This is a genomic window from Mycobacterium sp. (assembly GCF_008709575.1).
In the GTDB taxonomy this organism is placed as follows: domain Bacteria; phylum Actinomycetota; class Actinomycetes; order Mycobacteriales; family Mycobacteriaceae; genus Mycobacterium.
Genome location: NZ_VYIK01000044.1, coordinates 13,698 through 34,410 on the forward strand (window position 1 = coordinate 13,698; position 20,713 = coordinate 34,410).

Below are 20,713 nucleotides of genomic sequence, written 5' to 3' on the forward strand. Positions count from 1 at the left end.
GCTTCGGCATGTGCGGTGGCTAACCGATATTCTGTTCGCCGTGTCGGGTCAGCCGCAAACCGATCCGCTGCTCCGGCCCGTCCGGGTGGCTAACCTCGCCAACGTCCTGACCCTGCTGCGGTTCATTCTGGTGCCCATCTTCCTGCTGGCGTTGTTCGCCGGCGACGGCCACCAAACCCCCACCCGCATCGCTGCTTTCGCGATCTTCGCGGTTGCTGTGATCACCGACCGGCTAGACGGCGCGCTGGCCCGTAATTGCGGCATGGTGACCCCGTTCGGCACGCTGGCCGACCCGATCGCCGATAAGACGCTCATCGGTGCGGCGCTGATCGGGCTGTCGATGCTCGGTGATCTGCCCTGGTGGGTCACGGTGCTGATTGTGGTCCGGGAAATCGGCATCACCGCGCTGCGGTTCGCGGTGCTGCACCGCGGAGTCATTCCGGCTAGCCGGGGCGGCAAACTCAAGACCCTGGTGCAGTCGGCGGCGATCGGGTTGTTCGTGCTGCCGCTGTCTGGACCGTGGCTGGTCGCGGCGTCGACGGTGATGGCGGCGGCCGTTGCGCTGACCGTGATCACCGGGGTGGACTACCTCGCGTCGGCAGCCAGGGACATGCGCCGACGATCGGCCACCCCCTGACGCAGCGGGGAACCAACCCGACCGGCGTCGGCGTTGATCTAGGTGACAGCCACCCGCTCAGAGCGAGGAGAGCACCATGTCGTCATTGCTGCGTCAGGTGATGGGCGACGTGCTGCGCCGGGCCCGGGTTTCCCAGGGACGCACATTGCGCGAAGTGTCCGATGCCGCGCGGGTGAGCCTGGGGTACCTATCCGAGGTCGAGCGGGGTCGTAAGGAGGTGTCCAGCGAGCTACTGGGCGCGATCTGTGCGGCGCTGGAAGTCCGACTCTCGGAGGTGCTCGCCGAGGCCGCTGTGGAGCTGGCCTGCCGCGAGCTCGAGCCCAGCACCGCCGGCATCGACCCGGCCACCAAGATGGTCATTGCGCCGGTATCGCTGGCCGTCGCCTGACCCTACTGGTGTGACCAGCCGCGCCGAACGGATACGCCCCGGATACGGAGGATACATTGAGCGGCAGGGCAGAAGCACCGCACAGACAGGAAAGCAGAGCTCACTGATGGCCAATCCGTTCGTCAAAGCGTGGAAGTATCTCACGGCGCTGTTCAACGCAAGAATCGACGAATATGCCGACCCCAAGGTGCAGATCCAGCAGGCCATCGAGGAGGCGCAACGCACCCATCAGGCGCTCACCCAGCAGGCCGCCCAGGTGATCGGTAATCAGCGCCAACTCGAGATGCGGCTCAACCGGCAACTGGCCGACATCGAAAAACTCCAGGTCAACGTGCGCCAGGCGCTGACGCTGGCCGACCAGGCCACCGCCGCGGGGGACACCGCCAAGGCCACCGAGTACACCAACGCTGCCGAGGCGTTCGCGGCCCAACTGGTGACCGCCGAACAGAGCGTCGAGGACCTCAAGTCACTGCACGACCAGGCACTGCAGGCTGCCGAGCAGGCCAAAAAAGCGGTCGAGCAAAACGCGATGGTGCTCCAGCAAAAGATCGGGGAGCGCACCAAGCTGCTGAGCCAACTCGAGCAGGCCAAGATGCAAGAGCAGATCAGCGCATCACTGCGGTCGATGAGCCAGCTCGCCGCCCCCGCCAACACCCCCACCCTCGACGAGGTGCGCGAAAAGATCGAACGCCGCTACGCCAGCGCGCTCGGCGCCGCCGAACTTGCCCAGAATTCGGTTCAGGGCCGCATGGTCGAGGTCGAACAAGCCAGCGTGCAGATGGCCGGACACGCTCGCTTGGAGCAGATCCGCGCATCGATGCGCGAGGCGGCTCTGCCGCCCGCCGATGGTGCCGTCGAGAAGCAGTAGGCGCGGCGATGCTGCTGCCGCACGGCGCGGACACCGCATCCACCGCCGGTAGGCTGATCGGCTTGATCGCGCGCGCGATCAATGCCGCTGCCGACCCGCGGGCGCGGTTGCTGCGCCGTCGCCGCCGGGCCTTGCGCTGGGGCGTGGTATTCGGCCTGGGAAGCCTGTTGTGGGCGGCGGTGACGGTGTTGCTGGCGACGTGGGGCTGGTTCGCGCTGCTGCTGGAGTTCACCGGGCTGATCGCGGTGGTGCAGGCATTCGCCGCGACGCTGTTGTTGATGCGCTACCGGTGGTTGCGTGCGGAGCCGCTGCCGGCTGCGGCCACCCCACCGCCCGATTACCGGCTCCGAGCACCTTTATCGCCACGGGCGGTTGGCCGTTAGAACGTGGCCTTCCATGACGGCAATGCCAAGGCGACCAGAGCGCGCACCGTCGCCTTGAGCATGTCGTAGAAGTCGAAGTAATCACGCCACAGCGTGATTCGTCCGTCATGCACCTCGAAGACCCCGCAGACCCAGAACTGCAGCCGCAACGGGCCCACGATCAGCGCATCGGAACGTTCGGTAAGGACCGCGGCCCCGTCGGCGGCGATCCGGTGGATCTTCACCTCGAACCTGACCCGGCCCGCCATGCGCCGGAACAGCTTCATGGTGCGCTCGCGGCCATAGATGGTGGGTAATCCGACGTTCTGGTAGACCAGTTCGTCGGCCAGCGCAGCCGCTGCGGTGTCGAAGTCCTCGTCGGCCAGCGCGTGAAGGAACCCCTCGACTGTTCGGGTGTTCTCGCGAGTCTGCTCGGTCATGGTCACCAGCGTAGGACCGAATTCATCCTCGCCGCAGGCCGGTGCGCGGTCGGTGTGCGGCGAAGCCGGCGGGCAACGGTCTAGACTGCTCCCTCGGATCTGGGACGCTGCACATCACGGGCACATCGTGGGCACGTCATGGGCATGACGGGGAGGTACCGGCCGGCGATGACCCTCGGGCGACGCGAGTTCCTGAAATTGGGCGGTGCGGCGCTGGTGGGTGGGGCCGCCGGCGCTGAGGCCGCGCCGGTGGCCGCATGCAGCCGTAAGCCAGCGCCCGGCAAGGCGGATTACACGGTGCGGATCGGTATCGGGCTGGTGGAGCTGGCCCCGGGACGGGTGGTATCGACCCGCCTGTACAGCGGCCAGTTCCCCGGCCCGCTGCTACGGTTCACCGAGGGCAGGCCCGTCGTAGTCGACGTCTACAACGACACCGACGTCCCCGAGCAGCTGCACTGGCACGGCCAGACGCTGCCCGTCGACGTCGACGGCGCAGCCGAGGAGGGCACCCCGTTCATTCCCGCGCACGGTATGCGGCGGCTGGCTTTTACGCCGGGACCGTCGGGACTGCGCTACTACCACACTCACTTAGCAGCCGGCGACGACCTGAGCCTGGGGACCTACAACGGCCAGGTCGGACCCGTCTACATCGAGCCCAGACACAATCCGGGGCGCTACGACCGCGAGGTCTTCCTGACTCTCAAGGAATTCGAGCCCTACCTCGACCGCTCCGGGGCAATGGGCACCAACTACCTGGCCGGCGCCCCGATACCGCAGCTGCGCGCCAAAGGCGAGGCCGCGATCGCGCGGGCGCAAGCGCGCGGGCGGCCGCCGGGTTACGACCTGGAATACACCGCGCTGGCAATCAACGGCCGCGAACTCGGGCACGGCGATCCGATCCGGGTCAGGCCCGGCGAGCGGGTGCTGCTGCAGCTGCTCAACGCCAGTGCGACCCAGACCCGCGGCCTGGCGTTGCCCGGGCATGCCTTCACCGTCATCGCACTGGACGGCAACCCGGTGCCCACCCGCGCCACGGTTCCGGTGCTATGGATGGGCGCCGCCGAACGCATTTCCGCGGTGGTCGAGATGAACACCCCGGGCGTGTGGGTCCTCGGCGACATCGACGAGGACGCCCGGCGCCGCGGCATGGGGACCGTCGTCGAATACGCCGGCCACACCGGGCCGCCGCAGTGGATCCCTCCCCCGCCGTTCACCTGGGATTACCGGTTGTTCGCTGCGCCGGCCGGCCGGCCGGCCGCCGTCGACCACGAGTTCGAGATGATGATCGAGCGCAAGACCGACGCCGAGGAGGGTTTCGACGTCTGGACGATCAACGGCCAACCCTTCTCGACCAAGACCGGCGAGCCCCGCTTCGACGTCGCCCGGGGCAAGCGCTACCGGGTGCGGGTGAGCAACGCCACCTAGAACAACCACCCGATCCATCTGCACCGGACGACCTTCGAGATCACCCACATCGCGGGCACTCCCACCGCCGGGGTGCACAAGGACGTCGTCATGCTCGGCGCCTACCAGGCACTGGCCTTCGACTTCACCGCCAACCAACCCGGCCTGTCGTTGTTCCACTGCCACAAGCAATCACACATGGACTACGGCTTCATGGCGCTGATCAACTGCACCTGAGCCGGCTGTCAGACGAGCTCGGCGACCAGCCAACCGATGTGATAGGTGGCGGCGACGGCGACGGCGCCGAAAGCCAGTTGCCGAAACGCGGCCCACCACGCGGATTTCCCGGTGAACCGGGTGGCCAGCGCTCCTGCGGTCACCTGGCCGGCGCCGGCGCACACCAGCCCGGCCCACAGCGAGGCGTAGCCGAGCAGGTAGGGGATCAGCGGGATGACCGCGCCGATCGCGAACATCACGAACGACGAGATCGCGGCCAGCCGGGCCGAGGGCTTTTCCCGCGGATCGAGCCCGATTTCAAGCGCCAGGTGGAAGTTGACCGCGCTGTCGGCGTTGCGGTGGATCTCGTCGCTGGCACGCCGGGCGGTCGGTTCGGTCATGCCCAGCCCGACGAGCAAATCGACCAGTTCGGCCCGTTCCGCGTCGGGATGCGCCGAGAGGGCGCGACGCTCGACGGCGACCTCCGCGTCGATCTGGTCGTTGGCCGTACTCACCGATGTGTACTCGCCCAGGGCCATCGAAAACGCTCCGGCCAGCAAGCCGGCGAAGCCGCTGACGAGGATGACGTCGGCGCGGGCGCTGGCCGCCACACCGGCGATCAGGGCGGTGTTGCTGACCAGGCCGTCCATGGCGCCGAAGGTGGCGGCCCGCAACCAACCGCCGCTGACATCGGAGTGAACGTGGTCGAAGTCGTGGGGGAGTTGACCGGATGGCGACGGCGGACTGGCAGCGGCGTGCGACATAGCGCTATCTAAGCTGCCCTATCGGCAAGCGCACAATCGCCGTCAAGTGTCGGCATCGGCCGCGCTGAGGCGCGGCTTTTGCGGACTGGCGAAGCAGCGATCAACCGACTTCGATGCGGACGCTGCCCGGACGGGCAGGCGCCGAGTCCCGGGCAGCGGCGATGATGGCGCGCACGGTGCGCCGGCAGCGCCCGCACTCGCTGCCGGCGCCACACCTCGCGGCAACCTGCTTCGAGGTCGACGCGCCGCCGGCGACCACGTCGGCCACGGTCTGGCTGGTGACCCCGACGCACAGGCACACATACATCAGCCCTTCCCCTCACTGATCCGCCTCGGCGCGCATCACATGGGCCAGTTTTCCGACGAACAGGCCCGGGTACACCCCGAACCCGGCGCCCGGCATCCACTCCGCGGCTTCGTCGGGATCATCGATCCAGCGCTGTGCGCTGACCACGTTGTCGAGTTCCATCAGCGTCAGCACTTCCCGCTGGTCGTCGAAGGCCCGGTAGATCCAGACCTTGCGCACCCCGGCGTCCCGGAATCGGTGCAGGCCGTCGTGCACCTTCGTCATCAGGTCCGCGACGTCTGCGACAGCGGAGACCGCGCCGATGATCACCCCGGGTGCAATCGTGTCCGTCTCGGCGGCGACCAGGTTGATCTTCTCCAGCACTTCGCCAGCGAATATCGCGGGCAGGTCGTCGACGCCGATGAGGTCGAACCATTCGAATACCGCAGGTGAGCGCAACAATTCCTGCACCGATGTTCGACGCCGGATACCGATGGTCACCAGCACCCGGCCCGGCTCGTTGATCGAGGTGTAGAGAACCACGTAGCGTGCGCCGAGGCCGACCAGCGGGGAGCGCCCTTCTTCGATCAACGTCCAGACCCGGCCGACGTCTCGGACGCGGTAGGACGCCGCCAGCACCAGCGATCGCGCTTCGCTGTCGCTCACCCGGGCGCGCGCGTTCGATTCCGGCTCACCACCGGGCCGCACACGTCTCACGCAGCGTAGTGTAACCAATTTAGTTAGTAGAGTCTAACCTAACTTCGGCGAGTCGGCGGGTGGCCCCACCTCGCTCTGGCACGCCGAGGCCGGCTCGACGTTGAGTTCGACGCCGATACCGGGCAGGGTGTGCCCGATGGAAGGTGAGCATGGCAGCGGCGAGTAGTGCGCGCCGGACCGTGATGGCCAACACCGGGCGGGTGTGCCGCGGCGACACGCCAGGCCAGGCGCTCCACGCCGCCCGGCGGGTCGTGCGGCTGCCGACAACGTGAGGGCAGACAACGTGAGGTCGATGCGTGTCGCCGTCGTGGCCGGTCCCGATCCCGGACATTGCTTTCCCGCGATTGCGCTGTGCCGGCGCTTCAGGGCCGCCGGCGACACTCCGACACTGCTCACCGGCCCCGCCTGGCTTGAGACTGCTCGCCGTGCCGGGGTCGACGCCGTCGAACTGGCGGGTCTGGAACCCACTGCGGCCGATGACGACGCCGACGCCGGAGCAAAGATTCACCAACGCGCCGCCCGCATGGCGGTACTCAACCTGCCGCAGCTGCGGGAGATGGAACTCGATCTGGTGCTGTCCGACGTCATCACGGCTTGTGGCGGCATGGTCGCCGAGCTGATCGGGGTGCCGTGGATCGAGCTCAACCCGCATCCGCTGTATTTGCCGTCGAAGGGGCTGCCGCCACTGGGCAGCGGTTTGGCCCCGGGAACTGGCCTGCACGGATGGTTGCGGGACTCGGTAATGCGGGCGCTGGCGGCGCGATCCTGGCGCGCGGGTCTGCGCCAGCGGGCCGCAGCGCGGGCAGCGATCGGTCTGCCGGCGCATGACCCCGGTCCGCTGCGCCGGCTGGTCGCCACCTTGCCGGCGTTGGAGCTGCCGCGCCCGGACTGGCCGGCCGAGGCCGTTGTGGTGGGTCCATTGCACTTCGAGCCGACCGAGCAGATCCTGCCCGTCCCGCCCGGGGACGGGCCGGTGGTCGTGGTGGCACCGTCGACCGCGCTGACCGGGGCACGGGGGATAGCGAAGACCGCACTGGACCACCTGGTGCCCGGTGCCGGGCTGCCCGCCGGCGCGCGGGTGGTGGTGTCGCGGCTGAACGGTCCCGAGCTGACCGTGCCGCCGTGGGCCGTGGTCGGGCTGGGCCGCCAGGACGAGCTGCTGGCGCACGCCGACCTGGTGGTCTGCGGCGGCGGGCACGGGATGGTGGCCAAGGCGTTGCTGGCCGGTGTGCCGCTGGTGCTGGTGCCCGGCGGCGGGGATCAGTGGGAGGTGGCCAACCGGGTGGTGCGTCAGGGAAGCGGGCTGCTGGTTCGGCCGCTCACGGCCGACGCGCTGGTCGCCGCGGTCGGTGAGGTGCTGTCGAGACCGAGCTACCGCGAAGCTGCCCGACGGGCCGCGGCGGGCGTGGCCGCGGTCGCCGATCCGGTGCGAGTGTGTCGCGAGGCGGTGGCGCTGGCTGGGTAGGTTGGCGAGGTGCGCCTGACGGAGTTCCATGACCGGGTCACGCTGCGGTTCGGCGCTGCCTACGGCGCCTCGGTGCTGACCGACCATGTGCTGAGCGGGTTTGGTGGACGCACCGCCGCACAGGCGATCGAGGACGGCGTTGACCCGCGCGATGTGTGGCGGGCATTGTGCGTCGACTTCGACGTGCCCCGCGAGCAGTGGTGAGACCGATTGCTCGTGCTCGGCGGGCAGTGCGTCCGCCCTGGATGGTAGATTTCGTGCCATGCGCACAACCATCGATGCGGCGGGGCGGCTGGTGATCCCTAAGCGGATTCGCGACCGGTTGGGTCTTCGCGGAAACGAGCAGGTGGAGATCACCGAGCGCGATGGCCGGATCGAGATTGAACCGGCATCGACCGATGTCGAGCTCATTCGGGAAGGCCCGGTTCTGGTGGCCCGACCCGAGCGCGCACTGCCGCCGCTGACTGATGAAATCGTTCGTGAAACCGTCGATCGCGTGCGGCGGTGATCGCCCCGGACACCAGCATCCTCATTGCCGGATTCGCGACGTGGCACGAAGGGCACAAGTCGGCTGTAGCGGTGCTCAGCCGCGGCGTTCAGCTGATCGCGCACGTCGCCGTGGAAACGTATTCAGTCCTGACACGTCTGCCGCCACCGCACCGGGTGGCCCCCGGCGTCGCGCACGCATACCTGACCAGCCTCACGTCGGAGGACTATTTGACACTGGATGCGCGCGCGCATCGAGGGTTGATCGATAGCCTCGCCGAGTTCGGTGTCAGCGGTGGCGCAACCTACGACGCGCTGGTCGGACTGACGGCGAAAGCTGCCGGCGCAACGCTGTGGACCCGGGATCTGCGGGCCGTCAGGACCTACGAACAGTTGCGGGTGCGGTTCGACCTGGCGAGGTGAAGTCACGACACGGCGCGCCTCCTTGCCATCGAACACACGTTCGCTAAGGTGGGCGGTGTTCGACGGCGACACGCTGGTCAGGGCACTTGTCAGACCTTGCCGCTAGCGTCACGGCCAACCGACCAACACCGGTCAATCGAACACCGACCACACGAGAGGTAGCACCATGCCGCAAGCTCCTGACCGCGAGAAAGCTCTCGAACTGGCGATGGCCCAGATCGAGAAGAATTACGGCAAGGGGTCGGTGATGCGCCTCGGCGACGAGGTGCGTCAGCCGATCTCGGTCATCCCGACCGGATCGATCGCACTCGATGTCGCCCTGGGCATCGGCGGGTTGCCGCGCGGCCGGATCGTGGAGATCTACGGCCCGGAGTCCTCGGGCAAGACCACCGTCGCCCTGCACGCGGTGGCCAACGCCCAGGCTGCCGGCGGCATCGCGGCGTTCATCGACGCCGAGCACGCCCTGGACCCCGAGTACGCCAAGAACCTCGGCGTGGACACCGATTCGCTGCTGGTCAGCCAGCCCGACACCGGCGAGCAGGCACTGGAGATCGCCGACATGCTGGTCCGTTCCGGCGCGCTGGACATCCTGGTCATCGACTCGGTGGCGGCACTGGTGCCGCGCGCGGAGATCGAAGGGGAGATGGGCGACAGCCATGTCGGACTGCAGGCACGATTGATGAGCCAGGCGCTGCGGAAAATGACTGGTGCGCTGAACAATTCAGGCACCACTGCCATTTTCATCAACCAGCTACGCGAAAAGATCGGCGTGATGTTCGGTTCGCCCGAAACAACCACCGGCGGAAAGGCTTTGAAGTTCTACGCCTCGGTTCGCTTGGACGTCAGGCGCATTGAGACGCTCAAAGACGGCACCGACGCGGTCGGCAACCGCACCCGGGTCAAGGTGGTGAAGAACAAGGTTAGCCCACCCTTCAAACAAGCGGAGTTCGACATCCTCTACAGCAAGGGCATCAGCCGGGAAGGCTCGCTGATCGACATGGGCGTGGAACAGGGCTTCATCCGCAAGTCCGGCTCCTGGTTCACCTACGAAGGCGAGCAACTCGGTCAAGGCAAGGAGAATGCCCGTAACTTCCTGCTGGAGAACGCCGACGTCGCCAACGAGATCGAAAAGAAGATCAAAGAAAAGCTCGGTATCGGCGCGGTGATCACTGATGACGAAGTCCTGCCCGCCCCCGTCGACTTCTGAGCCGTCCCACGAGGAGCAGGCGCGGGGGTTGTGCCTGCGCCTGCTCACCGCCCGGGCGCGAACCCGTGCCGAGCTCGACGGGCGGCTGGCCAAGCGCGGCTATCCCGAGGACGTCCGCTCTCGGGTGTTGGATCGGCTGGCCGCCGTCGGTCTTGTCGACGACGTCGACTTCGCCGAGCAGTGGGTGCACTCCAGGCGGGTGAACGCTGCAAAAGGCAAGCGGGCGTTGGCTGCCGAGCTGCACACCAAGGGCATCGACAACGACGTGATCACCGCCGTGTTGAACGGGATCAAGCCCGCTGCCGAGCGGGACAGGGCCGAACAGCTGGTGCGGAGCAGGCTGCGACGGGAGACCCTGAGCGACGCAAAGGACGAGGCCCGGGTCTGCCGCCGGCTGGTGGCGATGTTGGCGCGCCGCGGCTACGGCCAGAGCCTGGCCTATGACGTGGTCAGCGTCGAGGTAGCCGCCGAACGGGAGCGCCGGCGTGTCTGAGCTGCCCGACCCACGCGCCGGCGACTATCTGTGCCTGGCCGTACCATGGGCTCGTGACGTCGACGCCGGCACCGCAGGCGGGGCGAACCTATCAGGTTCGCACCTATGGGTGTCAGATGAACGTCCACGACTCCGAGCGGTTGGCGGGGCTGCTGGAGGCCGCCGGTTACCGGCGCGCGCCGGACGGTGCTGACGCCGACGTGGTGGTGTTCAACACCTGCGCGGTCCGGGAGAACGCTGACAACAGGCTCTACGGCAATCTCAGCCATCTGGCGCCGCGCAAGCGTGCCAACCCGGCGATGCAGATCGCCGTCGGCGGCTGTCTGGCCCAAAAGGACCGCGACACGGTCTTGCGCAAGGCGCCGTGGGTCGACGTCGTTTTCGGCACGCACAACATCGGCTCGCTGCCCACACTTCTGGAGCGGGCCCGCCACAACCGGGTCGCCCAGGTCGAAATCGCCGACGCGCTGCAGGAGTTTCCGTCGAACTTGCCGACGGCGCGGGAATCCGCTTATGCCGCGTGGGTATCCATCTCGGTCGGATGCAACAACACCTGCACGTTTTGCATCGTGCCGTCGCTGCGTGGCAAAGAGGTCGACCGCCACCCCGACGACATCCTGACCGAGGTGAGGACACTGGTCGCCGACGGCGTGCTGGAAATCACCCTGCTGGGCCAAAACGTCAACGCCTACGGGAGGTCGTTCGCCGACCCGGCCATGCCGCGCAACCGCGGGGCCTTCGCCGAGCTACTGCGGGCCTGCGGAGACATCGACGGGTTGGACCGGGTACGGTTCACCTCGCCGCATCCGGCCGAGTTCACCGACGACGTCATCGAGGCGATGGCGCAGACCCCCAACGTGTGTCCGGCGCTGCACATGCCGCTGCAGTCGGGGTCGGACCGGATTCTGCGGGCGATGCGGCGCTCCTATCGCGCTGAGCGCTACCTGGCCATCATCGACCGGGTGCGCGCGGCGATGCCGCACGCCGCGATCACCACCGACCTGATCGTTGGCTTCCCCGGGGAAACCGAGGACGACTTCACCGCCACGCTCGAGGTCGTGCGACAGGCGCAGTTTTCCGGCGCATTCACCTTCCAGTACTCCCAACGACCCGGCACGCCCGCCGCGGCACTGGACAACCAGCTGCCGAAAGCTGTGGTTCAGCAGCGCTACGAACGCCTGGTCGCACTGCAGGAGCAGATCGCCTACGAGCAAAACCGCGCCCAGATCGGGACGACTGTCGAAGTGCTGGTGGCCGTCGGTGAAGGACGCAAGGACGCCCACACTGCGCGGATGAGTGGTCGTGCCCGCGACGGCCGGCTGGTGCACTTCGCGCCCGGCGATCGAAAGCTGCGCCCCGGTGACGTCATCACCACCGTGGTCACCGACGCCGCGCCGCACTACTTGATCGCCGATGGCGGCGTCGTCACCCATCGGCGCACCCGCGCCGGCGACGCCTACGAGGCGGGGTCTGCACGCGGCGTCGGGCTGGGTATGCCCCCCATCGGGCCACCGGCCTCACCTGTGGGCGCGAATCGATGAACGACGAGAACTTCGAAGCCTACCGAGCCGACCTGGAGGCGGCCGAACGCCGCATTGCCCGTGAGATCGATCCGGGCGCAAGGGCTGTGGTGGTTGCGATTCTGGTGTTCGTGCTGTTGGGCTCGTTTATTCTGCCGCACACCGGCGATGTCCGGGGTTGGGACGTGCTGTTGGGTGGGCATGCTGCTGCGGCCGCCGCGGTGGCGCTGCCATCACGGGTATTCGGTTGGCTGGCGCTGGTGTTCGGTGTGGGTTTCTCGATGCTGGCGTTGTTGACTCGCCGTTGGGTGCTGGCCTGGACGGCGTTGTCGGGCTCAGCGGTGGCCAGTGCTGCCGGTCTGTTGGCCGTGTGGTCGCGCCAGACCGTCGCCGCCGGGCATCCCGGACCCGGTTGGGGCCTGGTCGTCGCATGGATCGCGGTGATGCTGCTGACCTTTCACTGGGGACGGGTGGTGTGGTCGCGCACCATCGTGCAGCTCGCCGCCGAGGAGGAGCGCCGCCGCGCGGCCGCGGGCCGACAGGCGAGAACACTGCTGGAAAACCTCGACACCACCGAGGACACCGACCCGCCGAGCGAGCCGCCCAAGGGCGGCTAAGACTGGCGGCTCAGCGCGTCGGCGGCGGTATCGGCCCATTGCCGCCACTGCGCGGCGTTGGCCTTGGCCTCTTCGGCCTCCTTGCTGCGGCCCGCGGCCGCGGCTTTGCGAGCCTGGCGTTCGAACTGCTCGGCACGCATCCGGAACTGTTCGGCGCGGGCCTGCGCCTGGGGATCCGACCGGCCCGGTTCGCCGGCTTCACGGAATTTCTTCTCGACAGCGCGCAGTCGTCGCTCCAACTCGGCCGCCCGGTCGTGCGGCACCTTGCCGATCGCGTCCCATTTCTGCGCGATGGAGCGCAGCGCTGCCCGCGCGGCCTCGTGGTTGGTGATGTCGAGGTGCTCGGCCTCGCACAGCAGCGCTTCCTTGGCGGCGGCGTTGGCGGCCAACTCCTGGTCTCGTTCGGCGGCCGCGGCGTTGCGGGCCTTGAAGAAGATGTCCTGGGCAGCTTTGAAGCGGCGCCACAGCGCCTCGTCGACGTCGCGGGCCGCCCGTCCGGCGGCCTTCCACTCGGTGAGCAGCTTGCGGAACTCGGCGGTGGTCCCACTCCAGTCGGTGGACTCGGCCAGTTCTTCGGCCCGTTGGCACAGGCGTTCCTTGGCCGCGCGCACTGCTGCGCGCTCGCGGTCCAGTTCGGCGAAGTGGGATCCACGCCGCCGGTTAAACGTCTCGCGAGCCGCCGAATAACGCTGCCACAGCGCGTCGTCGGTCTTGCGGTCCACACCGGTGATCGTCTTCCACTCATCGAGGATCGCGCGCAGCCGGTCGCCGGCAGCTTTCCACTGGGTCGAATGGGCGGCCAGCTCCTCGGCTTCGGCGGCCAGAGCCGCTTTGCGGGCGGTTTGGGCGGCGCGGCGCTCCTCCCGCCGGGCTCGTTGGATGGCGGCAACGGCGTCGGCGCGGTCAGCGACGGCGGCCAGCCGAGCGGCCAGGGCGTCGACATCGCCGAGCACGCTGGCTGTCGGTAACGTCTCGGCCAGCGTCGCGGCGGTGCTTTTGATCTTGTGAGGATCGCCGGTGCCGGAGGCCAGCCGTTCCTCGAGCAACGCGACTTCGGTGCTCAGGTCGTCGAAGCGCCGGCCGAAGTGGGCGAACGCGGCTTCGGCGTCGCCGGCCTGCCAGGAACCGATGATCCGCTCACCGGCAGCACTGATCAGCCATACCGTTCCGTCGGCGTCGACGCGGCCGAACCGGCGCGGGTCGTTGGACAGCGGCGCGGCAATCGGGTGCGGGACGGGTCGGGGGCCAGGCCGCGGTCCGGGACGCGGAATCGGCCTGGCCTGGCTGCCGGGGGGCTTGTCAGCGGTCATGTGCTACCGTCACCTGCCCTTCGCGCGGGTTTCCGCGCACCTGCCGCGCATCGCAGCGCCAGTCACCACCGCCGGGGGCTCCGCCGGTGCCCGTTTCTGTCCAGTTTCTTACCCAGTATTGAAGCAGTTCGACCCGCGACGTGCGCTGCGTTCCCGGTGCCGGCCCTCGACCGGGCAGTCATCGCGGGCGGACCCGCGTGCCTCCAAACAGTAGGCTGGGCGTCGCGGCGTGTCGAGAATGGCCTCGAGGAGGGCACCGGTAGCCCGGCACCGTGGTGAACAACAGTGAGCCGGTACTGCTTACCCGGCGGGGCGCCGGTGAGGAGATCGTTATGGACAAGGGCGACCTTGCGGTGCTGCTCGCGCTGTGCGCTGCCCTGGCGTCCGCGCTCGGCAATGTGGCGCGGCAACGGTCGGCACAGACGATCACCGACGAACCGGTCGGCTATGTCAAGCTCTTCGGGTTGTCGGTGCGTGACTACCGGTGGCAGCTGGGTGCGCTGGCGGCGATCGTGAACTACGTGTTGCAGGCTGCGGCGCTGAGCATGGGTTCGGTGATCGTGGTCACTGGGTTGCAGGTGACGGCACTGCTGTTTGCGCTGCCGATCTACGCGCGGCTGAACCGCCAGCGGGTAAGCGGGCGGGAGTGGATCTGGGCGGCGCTCCTGGCCGGTGCGCTGGGCGTGATCCTTACCGTCGGCGAGCCCTCGGCGGGGCACTGGCGGGCGTCACTGCAAACCTGGATCGTCGTAGCCGTCACGATGGGTCCGTTGTCGGCGGTATGCCTGCTGGGAGCGCGGTTCTGGGCGGGTCGCGCGCTGTCTGCGGTGCTGCTGGCGTTGGTGTCGGGCTCATCGCTGGCGTTGTTCGCGGTGCTGGCCAAGGGCGTCGTCGACGTGCTCGGCCGGGATGCGGGCGCGGTATGGCGAACCCCGGAGTTGTACGCGTGTGTGCTGGCCGCCCTGGCCGGCATGGTGTTCCAGCAGTCGGCATATCGGGCCGGTTCGCTGACGGCGGCCATGCCGACGATGATCGTGGCCAAGCCCGTAGTGGGTTCGCTGTTGGGTGTTCTGGTGCTCGGTGAGACCGTGCGTGCCGGCGACGAGACGGATTTCGCACTGCTCGCGGCGGCAGTGGTGATGGTCGTCGCGACTGCGGCGCTGGCCCGCGGTGAGGCCGCTGCAGCACAGGGCCCGGCCCGGGAGGCGGCTGCCACCGGTGCGCGGACGGTGTCGACGAGACGCTAGTTTGGTGGCGTGGTGGGCGCCGTCGCGATCGTTCCCTCCGCACCGGTGCTGGTTCCCGAACTCGCCGGCGCTGCTGCTGCCGAGGTTCGCGACGTGCGGGCCGCAGTGATCGCGGCAGCGGCCGCGCTGCCGCCGCGCTGGATCGCGGTGGGCGTGGGCCCAGCCGATGCCGTGATCGGCCCGCAGAGCGTCGGCACGTTCGCCGGATTCGGCGCCGACGTGCGGGTGCGCTTGTCGCCCGGCGATGTCGCCGACCCGGCGGAGTTGCCCCTGTGTGCATTGTTCACCGGCTGGTTGCGGGCCCAGGCCCGGCCCGAGGCCGTCGCCGAGACCCGGGTGCACGTCGCTGACCTCGACGCTGCCACGGCGATGGCCCGCGGGCGACGGTTGCGGGCCGAGGTCGAGCGCGCGGCTGATCCGGTCGGGGTGCTGGTGGTCGCCGACGGCGTGACCACACTGACCCCTGCCGCGCCCGGCGGCCACCGCCCCGGTGACGTCGCGGTCCAGCGTGCTCTCGACGATGCGCTGGCTACCGGCGATGTCACCGCTCTGGCGGAGCTGCCCGACCAGGTGGTCGGGCGGGCGGCATTGCGGGTGCTGGCCGGTTTGGCCGAGCCGGCACCGCGATCGGCTAAAGAGCTCTACCGCGGAGCACCCTACGGGGTGGGCTACTTCGCCGGTATCTGGCAGCTGTGAGGCCGCTGGCGATCGTCGGCCCGACCGGGACCGGCAAGTCGGATCTGGCGCTGCAGGTCGCCGAGCGGCTGGGTGGCGAGATCGTGAACGCCGACGCGATGCAGTTCTATCGCGGCATGGACATCGGCACCGCCAAGCTGCCGCTGTCTGCGCGACGCGGCATCCCGCACCACCAACTCGACGTCCTCGACGTCACCGAAACCGCGACCGTCGCCCGCTACCAGCGGGAGGCCGCCGCCGATGTCGAGGCGATCGCGGCCCGCGGGGCCGTGCCGGTGATCGTGGGCGGGTCGATGCTCTACATCCAGTCGCTGATCGACGGCTGGGCCTTCCCGGCGACAGACCCGGCGGTGCGGGCCCGTTGGGAGCAGCGACTGATCGAGGTCGGGGTGGCCGCGCTGCACACCGAGCTGGCTGCCCGTGATCCGGCCGCCGCGGCGTCGATCCTGCCCACCGACGCTCGGCGCATCGTGCGGGCACTGGAGGTGGTCGACCTCACTGGGAAACCGTTCGCCGCGTCGTCACCGCCGATCGGCCCACCCCGCTGGGACACGGTGATAGTCGGACTGGACTGCGCCACCGAGCGCCTCGACGAGCGACTGGCCAAGCGGACCGACGCGATGTTCGCGCACGGTCTGGTCGACGAGGTCACCCGGCTGCTCGGCCGGGGATTGCGGGCGGGTCTCACCGCATCGCGGGCGCTGGGTTACGCCCAGGTGATCGCCGACCTCGACGCGGGCGGAACCGGTCACGCGGCTCGGGATCCGACGCTGATCGGCACCCGCCGCTACGTGCGACGGCAGCGGTCGTGGTTTCGCCGCGATCACCGGATTCACTGGCTTGACGCCACCCGCGACGGCATCGCAGACCAGGCGTTGCGGGCCTGGCGGCACGTATCCTGAACTGGTGGTCCCCGCCGATGACAACGATGACGACGCAGCCGGGATCGAGGAGTGGCGGGCATGATCTTCGTCAAGGGCCACGGCACCGAAAACGATTTCCTGCTGCTGCCCGACCCGGACGCGAGGCTCGCGTTGCCGCCGGCTGCCGTGGCCGCCCTGTGCGACCGGCGCCGCGGACTGGGCGCCGACGGGCTGTTGCGGGTCACCACCGCCGGCGCGGCGCTGGCGGCCGGGGTGCTGGATCGGCTGCCCGACGGCGTTGGCGGCGCCGACTGGTATCTGGACTACCGCAACGCCGACGGGTCGATCGCGCAGATGTGCGGCAACGGGGTGCGGGTGTTCGCTCACTACCTGCGAGCCAGCGGTCTGGAGTCGCGTGATGAGTTCGTGGTCGGGTCGCTGGCCGGTCCGCGGCCGGTCGTCGTGCACGGCGTCGACGCCACCTGCGCTGATGTCACCGTCGACATGGGCAAAGCAAACCGGCTGGGCGCCGGGACCGCCGTGGTCAGCGGCCGGTGTTTCGATGGTGTCGCCGTGGACGTCGGCAACCCGCACCTGGCCTGCCTGGACCCTGCACTGAGCGTCGAAGAGCTTGCCGCGCTAGATGTTTCGGCTCCCGTCACCGTCGATACCTCGCAATTTCCCGACGGGGTCAATGTCGAAGTTCTCACCGCGCCGGCCGACGGGGCGGTCACGATGCGGGTGCATGAGCGCGGGGTCGGCGAAACCCGGTCCTGCGGCACCGGTGCCGTCGCCGCGGCGCTGGCCGCACTGACGTGCACCGGCGCGGCCACCGGCACCCTGGCCGTTCGGGTGCCCGGCGGCGAGGTCGTCGTCACCATCACCGAGGCCACCAGCTTCCTGCGCGGACCGTCGGTGCTGGTGGCTCGCGGTGAGCTCAGCGAGGAATGGTGGCGCACCCAGCCGTGTTAATGAGTTGCTGATGAGTTATCCCGAATCTGTTGACCAATTGACGCCCAGTACAGGCGAACTCGCACTCGAGGACCGCTCGGCGCTGCGCCGCGTCGCCGGGCTGTCCACCGAACTTGCCGACGTCTCCGAGGTCGAGTACCGACAGCTGCGCCTGGAGCGAGTGGTGCTGGTGGGGGTGTGGACCGACGGCAGCGCCGCCGACGCCGAGGCCAGCCTGGCAGAGTTGGCCGCACTGGCGCACACCGCCGGCTCGCAGGTCCTCGACGGGCTGATCCAGCGCCGCGACAAGCCCGACCCGTCGACCTACATCGGCTCCGGCAAGGCAGCCGAGCTGCGCGAGGTGGTGGTGGCCGCCGGCGCCGACACCGTCATCTGCGACGGCGAGCTCTCGCCGGCGCAGCTGACCGCGCTGGAGAAGGCCGTGGGGGTCAAGGTCGTCGACCGCACCGCGCTGATCCTGGACATCTTCGCCCAGCACGCCACCAGCGCCGAAGGCAAGGCCCAGGTGTCGCTGGCGCAGATGGAGTACATGCTGCCGCGGCTGCGCGGCTGGGGTGAGTCGATGTCGCGGCAGGCCGGTGGCCGCGCCGGCGGCAGCACCGGGGGAGTGGGGTTGCGCGGACCCGGTGAGACCAAGATCGAGACCGACCGTCGGCGCATCCGCGAGCGGATGGTCAGACTGCGCCGCGACATCAAGGCCATGAAGCAGGTCCGTGACACCCAGCGCAGCCGCCGGCTGGCCAGCGACGTGCCCTCGATCGCGATCGTCGGCTACACCAACTCCGGTAAGTCCAGCCTGCTCAACGCGCTCACCGGGGCCGGGGTCCTGGTGCAGGACGCGCTGTTCGCCACCCTGGAGCCGACCACCCGTCGGGGGCGGTTTGACGACGGCCGCCCGTTCGTCGTCAGTGACACCGTCGGCTTCGTGCGGCACCTGCCCACCCAGCTGGTGGAGGCGTTCCGCTCGACGCTGGAGGAGGTCGTCGACGCCGACGTGCTGGTGCACGTCGTTGACGGCTCCGACGTCAACCCGCTGGCCCAGATCAGCGCGGTACGCCAGGTGATTTCCGAGGTCTTCGCCGACCACCGGGCCGACCGTCACCGCGATCCGCCGCCCGAGCTGCTGGTGGTCAACAAGGTCGACGCCGCCGGCGGTTTAGCGCTGGCCAAGCTGCGCCGCGCCTTGCCCGGGGCGGTGTTCGTCTCGGCGGCCACCGGCGACGGCGTCGACGTGCTGCGCCGGCGGATGGCCGAGCTGGCCGGCCCGGCCGACACCGCCGTGGACGTGCTGATTCCTTACAACCGCGGCGACCTGCTGGCCCGGCTGCATGCCCACGGACGGTTGCTGCACGCCGAGCACACCGGCGACGGCACCAGGGTCAGGGCGCGGGTTCCGGTGGCCTTGGCGGCGCGCCTGCGCGAGTTCTCAACCGACGTCGCGCACCCGGCTTCGTCCGACTAGGTCCCGTCAGGCACACAGCGCATCGATCTGCCCGATCTCGTTGTCGAGGTCGCGCCGCAACGGGTCCAGGGAGAAGTTGGTGGCACCCGAGAGATAACCTATAGCGAGGTCCTCCAACGTGTTGGCCATCGACGCGACGGCGTTCGATAGCTCGGCCGGCGTGGCAGGTGCCGCAGCGAGACGCTGTCGCAGATACTCGCCGCCCCCCATCAGCGCCAAGCGGGCGTTTGCCGCCACCGCAAGTTGGCCGACGGGGTCGTTCGGGTTCGGGTTGGCCATGTGGGTGTTGCTGACGACGCCTTCGTGTACCGAGGTGTAGGCGGTGCACATGCTCTTCTTGGCTTCAGCGGCCTGCTGGTCGGAGAAGCGTGGCGTGGCCGAATGTGTCGGCCGGAACCATGCCGCCACGGCCACGCCGACAGCGATCAGCGCAATCACCAGCGTGGTGAGGGTGAGCCAGGGCGGCTTCCGGTCGGCGGCGCCGGGAAGTTTCAACCGGGATTTGCCGCGGGCGTTCTTCGGCTCACCCTCAGCGGAAAGTTCAGCAGTTGTGGTGTGAGCGTCACCATCGTTGTCAGCCATCAGCTGATCGTATCGCCACCTTCGCGATCTTGGTCGGCGAGTCGCTGGGACCGCCGGGTGTGCGCCGACGCTGGTTGGTGCATCGGTGTCGGCCGGCTCGCCGTCGAGCCTGGTCAAAGCTATCGACTGTCAGCTTTGCAGGACCATGCTGCAATGCGATTCGGGTTCCGGTCGGGGTCGGGTGTAGTCCAGGCCGTTAGGTGTCCAGATGAAGTCGTCGACCCCCAGCTCGAGAAGTCGCGCGTGGATGCGCTGCTCGTAATGCCGCGGAATGTGCACGAACCGGGTCGTCGGGAAGCTACGCACCAAAAGCTCGTAGTCGTTGGCCACATGGAGGCGACTGTAACCGCCGGCGCCGCGGTATGCCGTGCGCGTGCAGGCGCGGATATGGTTCGGCACGCCGACGATGTGGCGAATAGTCATCGCATTGATATGCAGCGAATCTTGCACCAAGTATTGTGTCCAACTTTATTGTGTTTCCACCTTTTCGAAGCTGGCGTAGTCTTCCAGATGCCACGCCCGGTGCACTTTGGGCTAGGTGCGTGGGTCGGTAACACGGCGGGCGGGGTGGGCGGTTTATCGGCCGGCGCACGCGATGGTGGTGTCTGCCTGATGATCTCGATGGCGGCGGGGTGTTCGAAGTTGAGCGTGTCGAGTGGATAGAAACGGATTCCGCGGCGGTGAAGCCGCTGGTGGGCGAGATCGTGCGGCGGTTCGATCCGGATCAGGGGTTGTTGTTGCCGCCGTTGTTGGGTGATTGGCTGCCGACTGAGCTCTTGGCCCGGTTCATCGTCGAGGTCGTTGATGAGCACGTGGCGACCCACCGCCAGTAGCGTCCCGCGGGAGGATTTCCGCCAGCGGATGGCCTGCAAACGCACCACGAAGACCGGCCAGAAGGTCTACGCCCACCGACAGGCAATCGTCGAACCAGTATTCGGTGCCACCCTGCACAACGCCAAACATCTACTGCTACGCCGGTTCGAGCAGGCCCGCGCTGAATGGCTGCTCCTGGCAGCGTGTCACAACCTGCGCAAACTCCACGGCACCCCGGCACCACCGGACTGGCCGGGCTCGCAGTCAGCTGACCGTCGAGCCACTAGCCCTTCAGTAAGCGTGTCGGCAGGGTAGAAATAGGCAAAGGCCTTATCCTGGTTGGGTTTTGCGGTCTTAAGGCAGCCCAGCAGGATAGGCCTTTGTGGTGAAGACTATATCGCATGAGCAGAGCCGGAGGAACATCGCCCGGCGGCGGCGCAAGGTGGCGGCGGGGCACGCGCGGGCGGGGTGCTGG

At 68.5% G+C, this 20,713-nt stretch carries 27 protein-coding genes and 1 pseudogene; 21 read left to right on the forward strand and 7 right to left on the reverse strand.

The annotated features are described in order from the left end of the window. The first annotated feature begins 40 nt into the window (after positions 1-40). From pgsA to F6Q13_RS11395, 4 genes and pseudogenes are all read left to right on the forward strand, one after another. Positions 41-637, forward strand: coding sequence for a CDP-diacylglycerol--glycerol-3-phosphate 3-phosphatidyltransferase (gene pgsA / locus F6Q13_RS11380; RefSeq protein WP_293056367.1), 597 nt, complete (start codon positions 41-43; stop codon positions 635-637). 76 nt (positions 638-713) lie between these two features. Then, the gene (locus tag F6Q13_RS11385; protein ID WP_293056369.1) at positions 714-1,025 is read left to right on the forward strand and encodes a helix-turn-helix transcriptional regulator; all 312 of its coding nucleotides are present in this window, start codon (positions 714-716) and stop codon (positions 1,023-1,025) included. Positions 1,026-1,131: 106 nt separating this feature from the next. Continuing rightward, positions 1,132-1,893 carry a phage shock protein PspA gene (gene pspA / locus F6Q13_RS11390; protein WP_293056370.1) on the forward strand — a complete coding sequence of 254 codons (762 nt, stop codon included), beginning with the start codon at positions 1,132-1,134 and terminating at the stop codon, positions 1,891-1,893. 8 nt (positions 1,894-1,901) lie between these two features. After that, a pseudogene (locus tag F6Q13_RS11395) lies at positions 1,902-2,207 on the forward strand (hypothetical protein); the annotation flags it as partial. Between the two features lie 65 nt (positions 2,208-2,272). Here F6Q13_RS11395 and F6Q13_RS11400 read toward each other — a convergent pair. Then, a complete protein-coding gene (locus F6Q13_RS11400) occupies positions 2,273-2,695 on the reverse strand; it encodes a limonene-1,2-epoxide hydrolase (RefSeq protein WP_293056371.1) in 423 nt (140 codons plus the stop codon). Between the two features lie 144 nt (positions 2,696-2,839). On the opposite strand from F6Q13_RS11400, the gene F6Q13_RS11405 reads away from it, so the two are divergent. Together F6Q13_RS11405 and F6Q13_RS11410 are read left to right on the forward strand one after the other, a co-directional pair. Beyond that, a complete protein-coding gene (locus F6Q13_RS11405) occupies positions 2,840-4,120 on the forward strand; it encodes a multicopper oxidase domain-containing protein (protein WP_293056372.1) in 1,281 nt (426 codons plus the stop codon). Between the two features lie 12 nt (positions 4,121-4,132). Next, positions 4,133-4,336: a multicopper oxidase domain-containing protein gene (locus tag F6Q13_RS11410; protein ID WP_293056407.1), complete on the forward strand. Its 204-nt coding sequence runs from the start codon at positions 4,133-4,135 to the stop codon at positions 4,334-4,336. An 8-nt stretch (positions 4,337-4,344) separates the two neighbouring features. Here F6Q13_RS11410 and F6Q13_RS11415 read toward each other — a convergent pair whose 3' ends face one another. From F6Q13_RS11415 to F6Q13_RS11425, 3 genes are all read right to left on the reverse strand, one after another. Beyond that, positions 4,345-5,079 carry a VIT1/CCC1 transporter family protein gene (locus tag F6Q13_RS11415; RefSeq protein WP_293056373.1) on the reverse strand — a complete coding sequence of 245 codons (735 nt, stop codon included), beginning with the start codon at positions 5,077-5,079 and terminating at the stop codon, positions 4,345-4,347. Between the two features lie 100 nt (positions 5,080-5,179). Continuing rightward, a complete protein-coding gene (locus F6Q13_RS11420) occupies positions 5,180-5,386 on the reverse strand; it encodes a (2Fe-2S)-binding protein (protein WP_293056374.1) in 207 nt (68 codons plus the stop codon). A 12-nt stretch (positions 5,387-5,398) separates the two neighbouring features. Next, a complete protein-coding gene (locus F6Q13_RS11425; protein WP_293056410.1) occupies positions 5,399-6,031 on the reverse strand; it encodes a fatty-acid--CoA ligase in 633 nt (210 codons plus the stop codon). Between the two features lie 343 nt (positions 6,032-6,374). On the opposite strand from F6Q13_RS11425, the gene F6Q13_RS11430 reads away from it, so the two are divergent. From F6Q13_RS11430 to F6Q13_RS11465, 8 genes are all read left to right on the forward strand, one after another. Further along, complete coding sequence (locus F6Q13_RS11430; protein ID WP_293056375.1) at positions 6,375-7,547, forward strand: nucleotide disphospho-sugar-binding domain-containing protein; 1,173 nt, start codon at positions 6,375-6,377, stop codon at positions 7,545-7,547. A gap of 9 nt (positions 7,548-7,556) precedes the next feature. Continuing rightward, positions 7,557-7,751, forward strand: coding sequence for a DUF3046 domain-containing protein (locus tag F6Q13_RS11435; RefSeq protein WP_293056376.1), 195 nt, complete (start codon positions 7,557-7,559; stop codon positions 7,749-7,751). Between the two features lie 58 nt (positions 7,752-7,809). Further along, positions 7,810-8,055, forward strand: coding sequence for an AbrB/MazE/SpoVT family DNA-binding domain-containing protein (locus F6Q13_RS11440; protein WP_293056377.1), 246 nt, complete (start codon positions 7,810-7,812; stop codon positions 8,053-8,055). Next, positions 8,052-8,456, forward strand: coding sequence for a type II toxin-antitoxin system VapC family toxin (locus tag F6Q13_RS11445; RefSeq protein WP_293056378.1), 405 nt, complete (start codon positions 8,052-8,054; stop codon positions 8,454-8,456). The genes F6Q13_RS11440 and F6Q13_RS11445 overlap by 4 nt, the downstream gene beginning before the upstream one ends. A 166-nt stretch (positions 8,457-8,622) precedes the next feature. Beyond that, positions 8,623-9,663: a recombinase RecA gene (gene recA, locus F6Q13_RS11450; protein ID WP_293056379.1), complete on the forward strand. Its 1,041-nt coding sequence runs from the start codon at positions 8,623-8,625 to the stop codon at positions 9,661-9,663. Continuing rightward, entirely contained in the window at positions 9,629-10,156 is a 528-nt protein-coding gene (recX, locus tag F6Q13_RS11455; RefSeq protein WP_293056380.1) for a recombination regulator RecX, read from the forward strand. Before recA ends, recX begins: the two co-directional genes overlap by 35 nt. Positions 10,157-10,209: 53 nt before the next feature. Then, complete coding sequence (miaB, locus tag F6Q13_RS11460; protein ID WP_293056382.1) at positions 10,210-11,697, forward strand: tRNA (N6-isopentenyl adenosine(37)-C2)-methylthiotransferase MiaB; 1,488 nt, start codon at positions 10,210-10,212, stop codon at positions 11,695-11,697. After that, positions 11,694-12,293 carry a hypothetical protein gene (locus tag F6Q13_RS11465; protein ID WP_293056384.1) on the forward strand — a complete coding sequence of 200 codons (600 nt, stop codon included), beginning with the start codon at positions 11,694-11,696 and terminating at the stop codon, positions 12,291-12,293. Before miaB ends, F6Q13_RS11465 begins: the two co-directional genes overlap by 4 nt. Here the strand turns inward: F6Q13_RS11465 and F6Q13_RS11470 are convergent. Further along, positions 12,290-13,603: a DUF349 domain-containing protein gene (locus F6Q13_RS11470; RefSeq protein WP_293056386.1), complete on the reverse strand. Its 1,314-nt coding sequence runs from the start codon at positions 13,601-13,603 to the stop codon at positions 12,290-12,292. The two genes, F6Q13_RS11465 and F6Q13_RS11470, sit on opposite strands and share 4 nt — an antisense overlap. Positions 13,604-13,935: 332 nt before the next feature. Here F6Q13_RS11470 and F6Q13_RS11475 point away from each other — a divergent pair, with 332 nt between their 5' ends. Genes F6Q13_RS11475 through hflX form a run of 5 tightly spaced genes read left to right on the forward strand, consistent with a single transcriptional unit; the run spans position 13,936 to position 18,843 of the window. After that, positions 13,936-14,850 (forward strand): DMT family transporter, encoded by a 915-nt coding sequence (locus tag F6Q13_RS11475; RefSeq protein WP_293056388.1) that lies wholly within the window; start codon positions 13,936-13,938, stop codon positions 14,848-14,850. Between the two features lie 9 nt (positions 14,851-14,859). Further along, positions 14,860-15,546 (forward strand): hypothetical protein, encoded by a 687-nt coding sequence (locus tag F6Q13_RS11480; protein WP_293056390.1) that lies wholly within the window; start codon positions 14,860-14,862, stop codon positions 15,544-15,546. Then, a complete protein-coding gene (gene miaA, locus F6Q13_RS11485; RefSeq protein ID WP_293056392.1) occupies positions 15,543-16,448 on the forward strand; it encodes a tRNA (adenosine(37)-N6)-dimethylallyltransferase MiaA in 906 nt (301 codons plus the stop codon). Before F6Q13_RS11480 ends, miaA begins: the two co-directional genes overlap by 4 nt. Before the next feature lie 60 nt (positions 16,449-16,508). Next, positions 16,509-17,381 (forward strand): diaminopimelate epimerase, encoded by an 873-nt coding sequence (gene dapF / locus F6Q13_RS11490; protein ID WP_293056394.1) that lies wholly within the window; start codon positions 16,509-16,511, stop codon positions 17,379-17,381. A gap of 10 nt (positions 17,382-17,391) precedes the next feature. Next, a complete protein-coding gene (gene hflX, locus F6Q13_RS11495; protein ID WP_293056397.1) occupies positions 17,392-18,843 on the forward strand; it encodes a GTPase HflX in 1,452 nt (483 codons plus the stop codon). Positions 18,844-18,849: 6 nt separating this feature from the next. Here hflX and F6Q13_RS11500 read toward each other — a convergent pair whose 3' ends face one another. Then, the gene (locus F6Q13_RS11500) at positions 18,850-19,425 is read right to left on the reverse strand and encodes a hypothetical protein (RefSeq protein ID WP_293056399.1); all 576 of its coding nucleotides are present in this window, start codon (positions 19,423-19,425) and stop codon (positions 18,850-18,852) included. Positions 19,426-19,554: 129 nt separating this feature from the next. Then, positions 19,555-19,848 (reverse strand): hypothetical protein, encoded by a 294-nt coding sequence (locus tag F6Q13_RS11505; RefSeq protein ID WP_293056401.1) that lies wholly within the window; start codon positions 19,846-19,848, stop codon positions 19,555-19,557. Positions 19,849-20,057: 209 nt separating this feature from the next. Between F6Q13_RS11505 and F6Q13_RS11510 the strand changes: the two genes are divergently transcribed. Both F6Q13_RS11510 and F6Q13_RS20300 read left to right on the forward strand, forming a co-directional pair. After that, entirely contained in the window at positions 20,058-20,258 is a 201-nt protein-coding gene (locus F6Q13_RS11510; protein ID WP_293056412.1) for a hypothetical protein, read from the forward strand. Beyond that, positions 20,230-20,553, forward strand: a complete 324-nt coding sequence (locus F6Q13_RS20300) for a transposase (protein WP_367141279.1) — start codon at positions 20,230-20,232, stop codon at positions 20,551-20,553. The genes F6Q13_RS11510 and F6Q13_RS20300 overlap by 29 nt, the downstream gene beginning before the upstream one ends. The last annotated feature ends 160 nt before the right edge of the window (positions 20,554-20,713 follow it).

What these genes read in the sequence shown, in the direction of transcription:
- F6Q13_RS11385 (WP_293056369.1), top strand. Translation starts at nt 714, where the DNA reads ATGTCGTCATTGCTGCGTCAGGTGATGGGCGACGTGCTGCGCCGGGCC.
- pspA (WP_293056370.1), top strand. Translation starts at nt 1,132, where the DNA reads ATGGCCAATCCGTTCGTCAAAGCGTGGAAGTATCTCACGGCGCTGTTC.
- F6Q13_RS11400 (WP_293056371.1), bottom strand. Translation starts at nt 2,695, where the DNA reads ATGACCGAGCAGACTCGCGAGAACACCCGAACAGTCGAGGGGTTCCTT.
- F6Q13_RS11405 (WP_293056372.1), top strand. Translation starts at nt 2,840, where the DNA reads ATGACGGGGAGGTACCGGCCGGCGATGACCCTCGGGCGACGCGAGTTC.
- F6Q13_RS11415 (WP_293056373.1), bottom strand. Translation starts at nt 5,079, where the DNA reads ATGTCGCACGCCGCTGCCAGTCCGCCGTCGCCATCCGGTCAACTCCCC.
- F6Q13_RS11420 (WP_293056374.1), bottom strand. Translation starts at nt 5,386, where the DNA reads ATGTATGTGTGCCTGTGCGTCGGGGTCACCAGCCAGACCGTGGCCGAC.
- F6Q13_RS11430 (WP_293056375.1), top strand. Translation starts at nt 6,375, where the DNA reads ATGCGTGTCGCCGTCGTGGCCGGTCCCGATCCCGGACATTGCTTTCCC.
- F6Q13_RS11440 (WP_293056377.1), top strand. Translation starts at nt 7,810, where the DNA reads ATGCGCACAACCATCGATGCGGCGGGGCGGCTGGTGATCCCTAAGCGG.
- recA (WP_293056379.1), top strand. Translation starts at nt 8,623, where the DNA reads ATGCCGCAAGCTCCTGACCGCGAGAAAGCTCTCGAACTGGCGATGGCC.
- recX (WP_293056380.1), top strand. Translation starts at nt 9,629, where the DNA reads ATGACGAAGTCCTGCCCGCCCCCGTCGACTTCTGAGCCGTCCCACGAG.
- F6Q13_RS11465 (WP_293056384.1), top strand. Translation starts at nt 11,694, where the DNA reads ATGAACGACGAGAACTTCGAAGCCTACCGAGCCGACCTGGAGGCGGCC.
- F6Q13_RS11470 (WP_293056386.1), bottom strand. Translation starts at nt 13,603, where the DNA reads ATGACCGCTGACAAGCCCCCCGGCAGCCAGGCCAGGCCGATTCCGCGT.
- F6Q13_RS11475 (WP_293056388.1), top strand. Translation starts at nt 13,936, where the DNA reads ATGGACAAGGGCGACCTTGCGGTGCTGCTCGCGCTGTGCGCTGCCCTG.
- dapF (WP_293056394.1), top strand. Translation starts at nt 16,509, where the DNA reads ATGATCTTCGTCAAGGGCCACGGCACCGAAAACGATTTCCTGCTGCTG.
- hflX (WP_293056397.1), top strand. Translation starts at nt 17,392, where the DNA reads ATGAGTTATCCCGAATCTGTTGACCAATTGACGCCCAGTACAGGCGAA.
- F6Q13_RS11500 (WP_293056399.1), bottom strand. Translation starts at nt 19,425, where the DNA reads ATGGCTGACAACGATGGTGACGCTCACACCACAACTGCTGAACTTTCC.
- F6Q13_RS11505 (WP_293056401.1), bottom strand. Translation starts at nt 19,848, where the DNA reads ATGACTATTCGCCACATCGTCGGCGTGCCGAACCATATCCGCGCCTGC.
- F6Q13_RS20300 (WP_367141279.1), top strand. Translation starts at nt 20,230, where the DNA reads ATGAGCACGTGGCGACCCACCGCCAGTAGCGTCCCGCGGGAGGATTTC.